This is a genomic window from Spongiibacter nanhainus (genome assembly GCF_016132545.1).
GTDB lineage: Bacteria > Pseudomonadota > Gammaproteobacteria > Pseudomonadales > Spongiibacteraceae > Spongiibacter > Spongiibacter nanhainus.
The window spans coordinates 676406-689601 of the sequence record NZ_CP066167.1; the positions used below are offsets into that span (position 1 = coordinate 676406).

Below are 13196 nucleotides of genomic sequence, written 5' to 3' on the forward strand. Positions count from 1 at the left end.
CGTCGTTATAAAACGGCTTGTTGAAATCCTTGCCGGGCAAGGTTTATGGCTGATTCGGGGAGCACGCTAGAGAGGTTTTATGACAATCCGTTGACGGCCGGGCGGGCTAGCGGGGCCAGTGGGGCGGTTTTGCATGGCCCTGAGCTGAAATGACCTTTTGCTGTCATCTGTCGGCGCTAAACTCGGGCCGAATACATGTGTCAGCGCCCTGATCTCGGGGCTGAGCGGGATATAAAGATCATGAAAGACAGCAATCTATTGAGCTATTACGACTCCTTGGGCCGCTCGAGCCTGTTGCGGGGTGTTCCGCCTTGGCGGCGTCTGGCCCATATTCCGGTCTATATCGGCATTGCGCTGTTGTTCGGTTTCACCACCGCGTTGTCGGTCAGCTACGGCGATGTCAAAGCGTGGCCCGAGATTGACTGGTTGGATGTGGCGGGGGAGGGGAGTCTTACCGTTGCGACACTGGTGTGGCTGCACTTTTTGTTGGCTTGGCGGCCGCCGGGGCCGGTGACGGGCTGGCTGACCGCGGGCTTCTCGTTGCTTGCCTACGGCTTTTTTCTCGACACCTTAGACGAGGTGGTGAGGATGGCCGATACCCTGGTTGGCGCCTCGCTGGAATCGGTGGTGTCGCCGCTGTCAATTGCGTTGATTACCTTTGCGGTGTTGATGCTGAGCCGGGAGCAGCGGGTGCTGGGTCGCCAGCTGCAACGTCGCGAAGCTCACTATCGCAACCACCGCAACATTGATGCGGTAACGGATCTCTACAGCGGCGCCTATCTTGAGCAGGTGCTGTCGGAGTCGCTGCTGGCGGGCCGACCGGTGTCACTGTGTTTAATCGATCTCAACGATTTCAACACGATTAATCTGCGCTACGGCTTTGCGGTAGGGGATGCGGTGTTGAATCGGGCTGCCCATACGCTGGTGGCGGCGGCACCCAGCGATTCACTGGTGTGTCGCTACGGTGGAGACCGATTTGCACTACTCCTGGAGGAACGGCGCGCCGATTCTGAAGAGAGGCCAGCGCTGGAGATGGAGAAGCGCCTGGGCCGCTTGCTCGGCGAGGCGGTGGACCTGGCACTGCTCCATGAAACCGGTGAACCGCTTGGCCTCTCGGTCGCGGTGGTGCAATGTGGCAGTCGCCCGGGTGAATCCGCCGCTGCCTTGATGCAGCGAGCCAGCGCCGCGCTACAGCAACGCAAGCGCACGCCTGGGGGCGCCTGAAAATGCGCGGGGATATTTTGCTCCAGGATGACAAGGTCATTCCCGCCTGGGTGCAGCCAATCGCCCTACTGGATTTGTGCCACGCCCGGGGCGTAGCGCTGGAAAAACTGCTGGTCGGCACCAGCTTGTTTGCTGACCAGATTCCCTTTCACGGTCAGTTTATCAGCCCCCGCCATTACAGTATTTTGCTGGACAATGCCGAACGGTACTGGCCAGGGGACGACTTCGCTTTTCAGTTAGGACACCATCTCGCCAACACCGCCTTGGGGCCGCTGGGCCCACTGCTCGATCGCTGTGAGGGCGCCGACCAGTACCTGGACGCGCTGTGCCGGTTCGCCTATTTGCTGAATCCATTGTTGCGGCTGCGTCGCTGTGTCAGTGACGACGGTCGGGTGCTGCTATTGCTCAGCAGTTGTTGTTATTTGTCGTTAACACCCTGTCAGTTGCGGGTGGCGATAACGGCGCTGAGCCATTTGCTTACCCGCCTGCCCGACGTGGATGCAGTGGAGGGCATGCTGTCGATCCCCTCACCGGCGAATATCGCCCAGTATTTTAGCCACGTTGCGGCGCAGGTGTATTTTGATCTGCCCTTTGATGGTGTGCGCATCAGTTTGCAGCCTCAGTCCGCCGTCGCTGAAGGCTCAGCGAGCTTGTCTCAGCAGGCGGCGCGGGCTGGGTGCGAGACCGAGGACCGGGGGCAGTATTTTTTGCTGTCGGTGCTGCGCCGGTACTGGCTGAACAATGGCGAGGTCGCCGATCTACAGCACTGTGCCGAGCTATTGGAGATCAGTGCCGCCACCCTCAAACGGCGTTTGGGGGAGCAGGGCTGCACTTTTCAGGCGGTATTGGACAGCGCTCGGCGCGAGCAGGCGCTGATCGAGTTACTGGTTCATGGGGCATCGATTGACGCGATCTCCGAGCAGCTGCACTTCCATGACAGCAGTAACTTCCGTCGCGCCTTTAAACGCTGGACCGGTATGACGCCCAGTTTGATGAAGGCGGCCTTTAAAGAGCTGGCCAGCCTGGGATAAGGTTAGCCCTAATAACCCCTGTGTATCGCTTGTGGCTCGGTGACGGTTACCCATGGCCTCTTTTTCCAAATCCAATTATGCGGATCACTCTGCGCTGTTGGGGGAAGTCGATGGCTTGGAGCAATTGCGTCTGGCCTGTGGCGACGAGCTGGGTATTCCCGAGGTGCGGCAAGTTGGCGATCGGCAGTTGCGTTTACAGCGCATCGACAGTGTGCCCTTCAGTGACGAGCACTGGCGGCGACTGGGGCAGGGCCTGGCGGCGCTGCACGCTGTGCCGCAGTCCAGCTATGGCTATGAGCGGGACAACATGATTGGTGCCAACCCTCAGCCCAATGTGGTGAGTGATCACTGGGGGCACTTCTTTGTGCGCTGGCGGTTGCAGACCCAGGTCGAACAGATTGAAGACCGGGGCGTCCGCCGTGACTTCAGTCAGGTGCTTTCCCGTCACGGTGACCGTTTGGCGGATTGGCTAAATAGCCACACCCCTTCCCCATCATTGCTGCACGGCGATCTGTGGCAGGGCAACGTGCTGGCCAGCGGTGACGGTCGTGTTTGGCTGATTGACCCGGCGGTATATCGGGGAGACGCCGAGGCCGACCTGGCTATGACCGAACTGTTCGGCGGCTTCGGGCAGGCATTTTATCGGGCCTATTATCAGCGGCGGCCGCCGTCAGCCGTCTATGACAGCAAGCGGCGTATCTACAACCTTTACCACTTGCTGAATCACTACAACTTATTTGGCAGTGCCTACTTGGGTGACTGCCGCCGCCACATCGAGTTTATTGCGGACGGCGACTGGCTTTAGCCGGCGTTGGCTTTGCGCTGATTGGACGGGCGGCGCCGGCGGCGTGCCGGTTGGCGATCCCCTGAACCGGGAGCGCGGTTGCCATTGTTGTTCCCGGTCGGGCGTCGACGCTGAGGCTTACCCTGGGACGGTCTGCGCACCGGTGAGCCGGATTCGGGCAGGGCGTGCTGGGGATCGAATCCCTCCACAATCTCACGGCGGAGGTTTTGGCGAATCAGACGCTCAATATCCCGCAGCTGATCGACTTCATCGGCACTGACCAGAGACACCGCCGAGCCGCTGGCACCGGCTCGCGCGGTGCGACCGATGCGGTGTACGTAATCCTCCGCCACATTGGGCAGGTCCACATTGACAACATGGGGTAGGTGGCTAATGTCGATGCCCCGGGCAGCGATATCAGTGGCCACCAGCGCCTGTATTTTGCCGGCTTTAAAATCCGCCAGGGCCCGCAGACGGGCGTTCTGACTTTTGTTGCCGTGGATTGGCGCCGAGGGGATGCCGGCCTCGTCCAAAAAACGACTCAGCTTGTTGGCGCCGTGCTTGGTGCGGGAAAACACCAGCACCTGATGCCAGCCGTTTTCATTGATCAGATGGGCCAGCAGAGCGGGCTTGCGTTTCTTGTCTACCGGGCAGATCCACTGTTCGACTTTTTCGGCGGTAGAGTTGGGCGGCGCCACCGAAACTTCAATTGGGTCTTGCACCAGGGTCTTGGCCAATTTGCGGATCTCGGCGGAGAAGGTGGCGGAGAACATCAGCGTCTGCCGACGCTCTGGCAGCACCCGGACAATGCGGCGTATGTCGTGAATAAAGCCCATATCCAGCATGCGGTCGGCTTCGTCCAGCACCAGGGTCTGCAAAGCATCGAATTTCACCGCGCCCTGTTGATGCAGGTCCAGCAGACGACCGGGGGTGGCCACCAGGATTTCGCAGCCCCGGCCCAGGGTGGTGATCTGGGGATTGATTTTAACGCCGCCAAATACCACCGCGGTGCGCACCGACAGGTATTTGCTGTAGTGGGCGATGTTGTCCTTGATCTGTGCGGCCAGCTCACGGGTTGGGGTCAGGATCAGCACTTTGCATTGCTTGGCGGGTGCCGGTTTTTCGCTGCTTAGCTGCTCCAGCAGGGGCAGAGTAAAGGCTGCGGTTTTGCCAGTGCCGGTTTGGGCGGCGGCCATCACGTCCCGCCGGCGCATCACTGCGGGGATGGCTTCGGCCTGGATAGGAGATGGGGTGTCATAGCCGCTTTCGGCCACGGCCTTAAGGATAGGGGCCGACAGGCCCAGGGATTCGAAAGACATAGGGTGCTCAGATTGACGGCGGCGAAAACAGGCCGCCGGGAAAAGGAGCGAAAGTGTAGTCGCACAGCCAGGCAAAGGCGAGGAAAATTCGCGCTACAGTGGGATTCAGTGAAAATTACCTTTAAATGCCGTAAAATCCCCGCCCTTTTCCTAGCCCAGCCACGTGCGAAGACTTACTCATGTCAGACAGCGCTACCCAGCAACGCAGTGTTCAACAGGACATCGCCAATCGCCGTACTTTTGCCATTATCTCTCACCCCGATGCCGGTAAAACCACCATTACCGAAAAGCTGATTCTGTTGGGCCAGCTGATTCAGGTGGCGGGCACCGTCAAAGGCAAGAAGCATGATAAGTCGGCGACCTCGGATTGGATGAGTTTGGAAAAGGAGCGGGGCATCTCGGTGACCTCGTCGGTGATGCAGTTTCCTTACAAGGGCCGCACCGTGAATCTGCTGGATACCCCGGGGCACGAGGACTTCTCCGAGGATACCTACCGGACCCTTACCGCTGTGGACTCGGCGTTGATGGTGATCGATGGCGCCAAGGGTGTCGAGGATCGGACCATCAAACTGATGAATGTGTGCCGGCTCCGGGACACCCCCATCATCGGCTTTGTGAACAAGATGGACCGGGATATCCGCGACCCTATTGAACTGTTGGACGAAATCGAGGAAGTATTGGGCATCGCTGCGGCGCCGATTAACTGGCCAGTTGGGATGGGTAGCGAATTCAAAGGGGTGTACAACCTCTATACCGACACCATCCACGTGTTTAAGCCCGGCAAGGGCTCGGTGGTGGCGGAGGATATCCGTATCGATGGCCTGGACAGTGACGAGGCCAAAGCTTTACTGGGTGACGAATACGACGATTTTATCGACGAAATCGAGCTAGTGAAGGGCGCCAGCCACGAGTTCAGCCTTGAAGATTACCTGGCGGGTCAACAAACCCCGGTCTTTTTTGGTACCGCACTGGCTAACTTTGGGGTGCGGGAAATGCTTGACGATTTTGTGGAGTGGGCGCCGCCACCTTTAAACCGGGAGACCGAGCAGCGGGTCGTCGATGCCAAAGAAGAGGCGTTTTCGGGGTTTGTCTTTAAAATTCAGGCCAATATGGACCCCCGCCACCGGGACCGTATCGCCTTTATGCGGATTTGTTCGGGTACCTACCGCAAGGGCATGAAAATGCGCCACGTGCGTCTGGGCAAAGACGTCAAAATCGCCGATGCGGTCAGCTTTTTGGCCGGTGATCGGGAGCTGGTAGAAGAGGCCGTGTCCGGGGATATTATCGGCCTGCACAACCACGGCACTATTCAGATTGGCGACACCTTTACTGAGGGCGAGGAATTCCGCTTTACTGGCATCCCCCACTTTGCTCCGGAACTGTTTCGCCGTATTCGCCTAAAAGACCCGATGAAGTCCAAGGCTCTACAAAAGGGCTTGCAGCAGCTGTCCGAGGAGGGTTCCACCCAGGTCTTTATGCCGCAAAACAATTCTGACTTGATCGTCGGCGCGGTGGGGGTACTGCAGTTCGATGTGGTGGCCTATCGCTTGAAAGACGAATACAAGGTCGACGCCATTTACGAGCCGGTGAATGTCTATACCGCCCGCTGGGTGAGCTGTGACGATCCCAAAGCTTTCGAGCAGTTCAAGCGAAAATGCGCCGACAACCTCGCCATCGACGGTGGTGGCTATCTAACCTATCTGGCCCCAACTCGGGTCAACCTGTCCCTCACTGAAGAGCGCCACCCCGAAGTGGTCTTCCGGTCGACCCGGGAACACTAATCGGCGCTCCGGCCGGCGAAGTCGGAGCGCCAGAGACAGGGCGGAAGACAGATAGTTGCACAACAGATCGATAAAAAAGTGTGTCAAATTACCCCTTGTTCCCCACCCGCGAAGCAGTAGACTTCGTTCAGGTATCGTTCATCGGTGCTATTGATAATGACAACTCGTTTTATTTTTTGGGGAGCAACACTATGAAGAAAATGACTGCAGTAATGTTGGCCGCCGCACTGGGTGCATCCAACGTTGCCATGGCCGATGGCTTTTTCAGCAACCTTTTTGGCGGTAAAAAAGAAGCAAAAGTAGAAGCCAAGGCTGAAGTGGATACCCAAGGCGCAGCAGATGCCATGGATGAAGCCAGCGCCACAGGCAAGGAAATGAGCGCGGAAGCGAAAGCAAACGCCAAAGCCAAGCAAGAAGAAATGAAGGCTAAGCAGGCTGAGATGAAAGCCGAGATGGAAGCCAAACAGGCTGAGCGCAAAGCCGAGGCCGAAGCCAATGCTGAAGCCCGTGCCGAGGCTCGCGCCGAAGCCAAAGCCGATATGAAAGAAGCGGCAGCTAAAACGAAGGACACTGTCAAAGGCCTGACTGACGTCAATGTGAAGGTCAACGCCAATGTCGGTGCGCAAGCTCAGTAAAGCATTGTCGATAATGCTATCGGCATTGCCGTGATAGTAATGAAAGCGGGGACTTCGGTCCCCGTTTTTTGTGGCACTCTGTCGGGGTTGTATTGGCATACGGCTGGCAGGGGTTTCACTCGGGCCGTCCTTGGCCCTCGCCCTGCGGGCACTCTGTCGAGTGTGTAAAAGTGCTTTCCTGCACTTTTTTCGCCCAGCTGGGCGACCTACTTCTTTTTGTGTGAAAAAGAAGTAGGCAAGAAAAGCACACCCCTATCGCTCGCCCTTCGGGTTCCCTGCGCTTCTCACCATTCAATGAAAACGCTGCGGAACTCGCTTCGCTCAAACAGTCCTCGCTAAAAGCCTTTCATTGAATGGCTGCGATGCTCGGCGAGCTCAAAGGGGATTCAAACCCGGTGCCAATAGCGGGAAAAGAACACCATTTTCTCCGTGTGGCACCCCCGGGCCCCTTCAGTGCCGCTGAGCATCGCAGGGACAAAACGGAATAAGCGCGAGGACTGTTTGAGCGAAGCGAGTTCCGCAGCGCCCGTTTTGGCCCGAGAAGCGCAAGGAACTGCTGGCATCTTTTTGCCAGCAGCGGCTCTGCAGGGTGTCTTTTCTCTTTGCTTACTTTCTCTTTGGACAAGCAAAGAGAAAGTCAGTCGCCCAGCAGGGCGAAACCCTAGCTGCCCGTATGCCAATACAACCCCGACAGGGTGCCAAAAGAGCAAGAACCAAGACCGGCCCAAGTCAACCCCGGCTGTAAGCCCACACATACCCCCGACTTGTCCCGCAACGGCCTGCATCGTAAAGTGCCCCATCACGTGAAATTGACAGTGAATCCAGTGAAGCCCGCCAATAAAACGCTCAGATTAGACCGATACCTGGCTACAGTGACTGATTACTCCCGCAACGAAGTCAAAAGACTGATCAAGCGCGGTGAAGTGCTTGTAGACGGTGAGGTTGCCAGCAACCCCGCCAGCCAAGTTGCCCCCGATGCAGATGTGACCCTGGCCGGGGAGAGTCTACGTGAGGCGCGCCCCCGCTATTTTATGCTGAACAAGCCTCAGGGTTATGTGTGTGCCGCCCGGGATCGGCGCCATATGACGGTGCTGGAACTGATTGATGAGGACAATCCCGAGCGTTTACACGCCGCCGGCCGCCTGGATATCGATACTACGGGTCTGGTGCTGCTGACTGACGATGGGCAGTGGTCACATGCCATCACCTCCCCGCAGCGCCAGTGTTGGAAGCGCTACTATGTGGAAACCGCGGAGCCGGTGAGTGACAAAAGTATCGAGCACTTGCAGCGCGGCGTTTTTCTCCACGACGAAAAAGCCCGTACCTTGCCGGCTCGCATTGAGCGTATTGAGGAGGATCGACTGCGGGTGTGGATACAAGAGGGGCGTTACCATCAGGTCAAGCGGATGTTTGCGGCCGAAGGGAATGCGGTCGAGGTGCTTCACCGCGAGGCCATTGGCGGTATTGAGTTGGACCCGGACCTGGAGGAAGGCGAGTATCGGCCACTGACCGAGTGGGAGATTGGCAGTGTCGATGGAGTGGCGGATGGTGACTGATCCCTGCCTGGAAGTATTGTGCGGCCAATTTGCCGACTGCAACGCGCCGCTTTGGTGGCTGGTGGACGAGCACGGCGCGGGCTGTCATCCGCCGGCCCCGGCTGGCGACTGGCTGGCCATCACTAATCGCTGTGATGTCGCTTCGCAGCTGGAGTCTTATGGTTATTCGGTGTCAGTGGGGGATTTTGTGCTGCCGACGGAGCCGCCGCCAGCCACGGTCTGTTATCGGGTCTCCAAGGAAAAGCCACTGGTCCACTACCTGATTAATCGCGCCCTGGCGGCGCTTCCCCTGGGCGGTGAGTTGGTGTTGACCGGCGCTAAAAACGAAGGGCTAAAGACCTATGCCGATAAGGCCGCTCGACTGGTATCCGGAGGCAAGTCGCTGAAGAAACTGGGCAAAGATGTTTATCTGGCGGTGATTGTGAAAAATGCTGAGCCCAGTGAATGGTTGCCTGACAGTGACTACACCGAGCTGAGGGTGATTGATGAAACCCTGGGCCTGGTCAGTAAGCCCGGCGTCTACGGGTGGAATAAGATCGACAAAGGCAGTGCTCTGCTAGTGTCCTGCATTCCGCAGGCGCTGCAGCGATCAGGGCAGGTACCCCAGCGGGTGGCTGATTTGGGCTGTGGCTATGGCTATTTGCCCGTGGCGGCGCAGGCTGACCTTGGTGAGGCACACTGGCTGCTTACTGATAACAATGCCACGGCCTTAATGGCCTGTCGCAGGAATATTGAGCGGCACGGCATTGACGCCGATATCGCGCTGGCAGATTGTGCTGAAGGGCTCAGCGGGCCGGTGGACATGCTGCTGTGTAACCCGCCCTTTCATCAGGGCTTTGCCGTGGAGGGCGAACTGACAGAGCGTTTTTTAACGGCGGCCCGGCGGCTGCTTCGCCCCGGCGGCTGCGCGCTGTTTGTGGTTAACCAGTTTATTCCCCTGCCTCGCAAGGCCGAGGCACTGTTTGCTGACTGTCAGCTGCTCGGTGAGGGTCAGGGTTTTAAGGTGTACTGTCTGTCCCAGCCCCGCTAGCGGGGCTGCCCGGTGCTGTACCGTTCTCTGGTGTGCCGCCATCTTCGGAAGGTTGAGGCGGGTTAATCAGCTCGTCTGGCAAGGCCTCCACGCTAGGAATAGCATCCAGCTCGCCATCGCAGGCGCTGCCGGAATACATTGCTCGCTTGTAAAGTCCCTGGGCCAATAGCGATAAACCGCCGGTATAAATCGCGGCGCCGGTAGACAGGCTGCCAGTGACCATGCCGCCGGGGTCAGCAACGACTTTGGGTTTGCTGAGGGTGCCTCCTAATCGAACCAGTCCCGCTGCTGCGCCCACGTTAATACCCACACCTTTGCGGGCGATGGGGGACACACCCAGTGACAATTCTTCCTGGGCGAGGTCGACCTTGCCGGTACCAATGATTTTGGTGGTGTCGGTTTCCAGTGCCAGGCCGTCGTCGGTAATAAAGTTGCCATTCTTACCTTTGAAGTGCACGGCAACGCATTCGATATCGGTTTGGGTGCGTTTCTTGGTGAAAGGGTTCAGTTTGTCGATGGTTTCGCTAAGGATATCGGAGCCGATCAGGTTGAGGGCATTGCCCTTGGCGACCAGGTCCTTCACCTTCATGTCGATTTGGCCATCAAGGTTGGCGGCCAATTGTCGCTGGCTATTGCCCTCGCTGTTAAGCTCTATGCGGATTTTACCCTTACCACCGGTAATACCGGCGAGTTTTTCGAGGCCCATTTCGCCGTAGTCTTCACTGTCTACTTTCAGGTCCAGTTCGAGGGCGGGAGTCTCCAGGCTGCTATCAAATAGCAGTGAAGCCAAGGCCTCGCCGTGAACGAATTTCAGCCGCCCGTCGTCCAGTTGGAATTTACCGTCTTCGAGTTGCGGCGCCAGTGTAGCGTTTTCGATATGGACGTAACCGGTATCGATATCTTTGAGGTTGATACTTAACTGGGCGTTGATTGATTTAAGGCTGTCCAGGGGCAGTGTGTCGTCACTAAAAATACGACCCGATTTGTTGGCTGCAGGCTCAGGCTTTTCGTCGTCGCTTGGGCCGGACTGCAAGTTGCGCATAAAGGCTAGGTCCAGCTTGCTGGCCGAGAGCTCGCCGTTGAGTTTGGCAATGTCGCCGGGGTGATAGGTCAGCACAAGTTCACTGCGTTGCTCGCCCAGGCCCAATGTGGCGTCGACGTCGTATTGCTGTTCCTCTATGGTCAGGTCGAGATCGACGTCCAAGGCGCCGGCCTCTTTCCACGGCTGAAGCGCCAGAGCCCATACCGGCTGGGACTGCGCTGCCTTGGCGGCGACGTTAACTGCCGTGCCGGCCAGGCCATTCACATTCACTTTGCCCTCAGCGGAGAGATTCAGAGCGGTTGAGGTGGCGTTGAGTGTGAGCTCGGCATCGGTGCCCTGGGTCGGTTTATCCAGCGACAGCGGAGTGAATGTGACGTCGGCATCCAGGGCGGTAAGTTGTCGCTCGGTGGCTACTTCGTTGATTTCATCCGCCTTGAGTTTGGCGTCGACACGCTTGTCGACGGTGGCCTGCAGTTTGGCGGCTTTGATCTGCCAACCCCGTGCGTCCAGCTCACCGATGTTCAAATCTAGCGCAATTTTGCGATCCTGCATCCAGGACCAATCGATCGGAGCTTCTTGCTGGTCTTTTGAGGCGGCGCCGTTCGCCGTGCCGGCATTGGCAAGCTGTTTATCGCCATTTTCTGCCTTAGCGTTTCCTCCTGCGTCGCCTTTATTATCAAGACCAACGTCGTCTTCTTCAGTGGCTGGGAATAATGCATCGATGTCCAGTGTGTTGGCCTTGAGTTGGGCCTTGATATCCTCGAAGGCGGGGTCGAGTTGCAGTTCGCCCTCAATGCGCTGGCCGTCCAGTGTGACCACCAGTTCTGAAATGTGGTAAGCCGGACGAATGGCAATATCGGCGGAGAGGGTGACAGCCGGAAGCGGTGCCAGCTCAATATCGGCCAGCGCCGCCAGATGGGGAATGTCTTGGGCTGAAAGCGAAATGCTCATTTCGCTGCCGCTGAGATTGGGAGACAGTACCAAGCGGCCACCGGATTCGACCTTGGCTTTGTCGTGGTCCAGCTTCAAGCGGTAGTCGAGGATACCTTGCTGGGGGTCGAATAACTCAATTCCGCCGCTCAAGGCAAAGCGCTGCTGGCGGTAGTCCAATAGCAGCGTCAGTTCGCCGCTGGCGGTTTGCAGGCGTTGACCGGCGATCTCGGGAAATTTCAGCACCATCGGCTCGTTGTTCGCGGCTTGCCAGGTGATGGTGACATCTTCAATGCGCACGTGATCAAAGTTGAAGTCTTTCGGCAGGATGGGACCGTCGTCGTCCGCCTCGGGCTCCTCTTCTTCCTGCTCGGCGGCTTGGCTCAGCGTCGGGCTGATCCAGTTCAATTCGCCCGCGTCGTTGCTGGCTACCGTCACATTGAGGCCTTTGGCGTCCAGCGACCAGAACGGGTCCTGGCCAAAGGGCATGTTCTGCAGGGCAATGGTGGCCTGTGACAGGGTGAGCAGCTCGGGCTCGGGCCAGCTGGGGTTGGCAATGCGCAAGCCCTCGATTTCCAGGCGCAGGGGCTTGCGGGCTGAGCGCAGGCCGGTAAAAGTAATGTCGAGGCCAGCAAAGCGCTGCCCGCCGTCTCGAATCAAGCCGGTGAGCAAATCGGGTTTTATCAGCACCGTTGTAATGGCTGCAATGATCAGCAGCAAAATCAGCAGCAGTGCAAATGCGAGTTTTTTCAACATGGAGGTACGTAGGTCGTTGAGTTTCCGTTACTGATGGCTACCATACCATTTTCACAACGATGGCGGCGCAATGCAGTGGCAACCGGCCTTGGTCGAAGGGCGATTAATTCGACGATACAAGCGATTTCTGGCCGATGTGCGCCTTGGCAACGGCGAGGTGGTCACGGCGCATTGCCCCAATACCGGGGCGATGACGGGCTGTGCCCCGGAGGGTGCCAAAGTCTGGCTTAGCCCCAGCACTGACCCGCGTCGCAAAACCCCCTTTACCTGGGAGATGGTGGAGGCAGAGAGCGGCGACCTAGTGTGCATTCACTCCGCGCGGGCCAATGCCCTGGTGGATGAGGCGCTGGGGACGAGAGTGATAGCTGAGCTGGGAGATTATCCGCAGTGGCGCAGGGAATACCGACTCCCCTCGGGTAGCCGGGTGGATTTCTATTTCCCCGAGCAGTCACAGCTCCCTGAGTGCCTGATGGAAGTGAAGGCGGTCACTTTACATCAGGGGGCGGGCCGGGGAGCGTTTCCCGATGCGGTTAGTCAGCGTGCCAGCCGCCATGTCAATGAATTACAGCAGGCAGTAGAGCAGGGGCAGCGCGCTGTATTGCTATTTGCGGTCTTGCACCAGGGGGTGAGGTCGGTATCACCGGCGGCGGAGATTGATCCCCATTATGCTGAGAGCCTGTGTCGCGCTGTCGAGGCGGGGGTGGAGGTGCTGGCCTACCGCGCTGAGCTTGGCCAGGATGATATTCGCTTGGTGGAGGCGCTGCCTTTCTCCCTCCCGTAGCAGATCATTCTTCCAGGTAGACGGTCCCTTCGGCCACTGAGCAAGCCACGCTCTCCAGCTTGTCGCCGGCGCAGGGGCCGGATACGCACTCACCGCTTTCAATAAGAAACAGTGCACCGTGGGTGGCGCATTGAATCAGTGATTGGCTGTCATCAAGGAACTGATCGGGCTGCCACTGCAATTCGATGCCTCGGTGCGGGCAGCGGTTGCGATACAGATAGACTTGATCCCGCCAGCGTACGGCGAACAGAGACTGGTCGTCGTGGCGAATCGCTTTACTGCCCGGGTCGCTGATCTCGTCGAACATACAGATTGGCGTCATGCTGC

At 58.1% G+C, this 13196-nt stretch carries 11 protein-coding genes; 8 read left to right on the forward strand and 3 right to left on the reverse strand.

Annotation, left to right across the window (positions count from 1 at the left end):
• Window positions 1-240 precede the first annotated feature (240 nt).
• Genes I6N98_RS03025 through I6N98_RS03035 form a run of 3 tightly spaced genes read left to right on the forward strand, consistent with a single transcriptional unit; the run spans window position 241 to window position 3060 of the window.
• The gene (locus tag I6N98_RS03025) at window positions 241-1224 is read left to right on the forward strand and encodes a GGDEF domain-containing protein (RefSeq protein ID WP_198570340.1); all 984 of its coding nucleotides are present in this window, start codon (window positions 241-243) and stop codon (window positions 1222-1224) included.
• A 2-nt stretch (window positions 1225-1226) separates the two neighbouring features.
• Window positions 1227-2255: a helix-turn-helix transcriptional regulator gene (locus I6N98_RS03030; protein ID WP_198570341.1), complete on the forward strand. Its 1029-nt coding sequence runs from the start codon at window positions 1227-1229 to the stop codon at window positions 2253-2255.
• Between the two features lie 52 nt (window positions 2256-2307).
• The gene (locus I6N98_RS03035; RefSeq protein ID WP_198570342.1) at window positions 2308-3060 is read left to right on the forward strand and encodes a fructosamine kinase family protein; all 753 of its coding nucleotides are present in this window, start codon (window positions 2308-2310) and stop codon (window positions 3058-3060) included.
• On the opposite strand, the gene I6N98_RS03040 is transcribed toward I6N98_RS03035, so the two are convergent.
• Window positions 3057-4358 carry a DEAD/DEAH box helicase gene (locus tag I6N98_RS03040; RefSeq protein ID WP_198570343.1) on the reverse strand — a complete coding sequence of 434 codons (1302 nt, stop codon included), beginning with the start codon at window positions 4356-4358 and terminating at the stop codon, window positions 3057-3059. The two genes, I6N98_RS03035 and I6N98_RS03040, sit on opposite strands and share 4 nt — an antisense overlap.
• A gap of 179 nt (window positions 4359-4537) precedes the next feature.
• On the opposite strand from I6N98_RS03040, the gene I6N98_RS03045 reads away from it, so the two are divergent.
• The 4 genes from I6N98_RS03045 to I6N98_RS03060 all read left to right on the forward strand — a co-directional run bounded on the left by I6N98_RS03045 (window position 4538) and on the right by I6N98_RS03060 (window position 9360).
• Window positions 4538-6139, forward strand: coding sequence for a peptide chain release factor 3 (locus tag I6N98_RS03045; RefSeq protein ID WP_198570344.1), 1602 nt, complete (start codon window positions 4538-4540; stop codon window positions 6137-6139).
• Between the two features lie 80 nt (window positions 6140-6219).
• Entirely contained in the window at window positions 6220-6774 is a 555-nt protein-coding gene (locus tag I6N98_RS03050) for a hypothetical protein (RefSeq protein ID WP_198570345.1), read from the forward strand.
• An 803-nt stretch (window positions 6775-7577) separates the two neighbouring features.
• A complete protein-coding gene (rsuA, locus tag I6N98_RS03055; protein ID WP_232787443.1) occupies window positions 7578-8330 on the forward strand; it encodes a 16S rRNA pseudouridine(516) synthase RsuA in 753 nt (250 codons plus the stop codon).
• Window positions 8320-9360 carry a class I SAM-dependent methyltransferase gene (locus I6N98_RS03060; protein ID WP_198570346.1) on the forward strand — a complete coding sequence of 347 codons (1041 nt, stop codon included), beginning with the start codon at window positions 8320-8322 and terminating at the stop codon, window positions 9358-9360. The genes rsuA and I6N98_RS03060 overlap by 11 nt, the downstream gene beginning before the upstream one ends.
• Here I6N98_RS03060 and I6N98_RS03065 read toward each other — a convergent pair.
• Entirely contained in the window at window positions 9329-12088 is a 2760-nt protein-coding gene (locus I6N98_RS03065) for an AsmA family protein (protein WP_198570347.1), read from the reverse strand. The two genes, I6N98_RS03060 and I6N98_RS03065, sit on opposite strands and share 32 nt — an antisense overlap.
• Window positions 12089-12158: 70 nt before the next feature.
• Between I6N98_RS03065 and sfsA the strand changes: the two genes are divergently transcribed.
• Window positions 12159-12869 carry a DNA/RNA nuclease SfsA gene (gene sfsA, locus I6N98_RS03070; protein ID WP_198570348.1) on the forward strand — a complete coding sequence of 237 codons (711 nt, stop codon included), beginning with the start codon at window positions 12159-12161 and terminating at the stop codon, window positions 12867-12869.
• Window positions 12870-12873: 4 nt separating this feature from the next.
• On the opposite strand, the gene I6N98_RS03075 is transcribed toward sfsA, so the two are convergent.
• A complete protein-coding gene (locus tag I6N98_RS03075) occupies window positions 12874-13191 on the reverse strand; it encodes a Rieske (2Fe-2S) protein (RefSeq protein ID WP_198570349.1) in 318 nt (105 codons plus the stop codon).
• Between the last annotated feature and the right edge of the window lie 5 nt (window positions 13192-13196).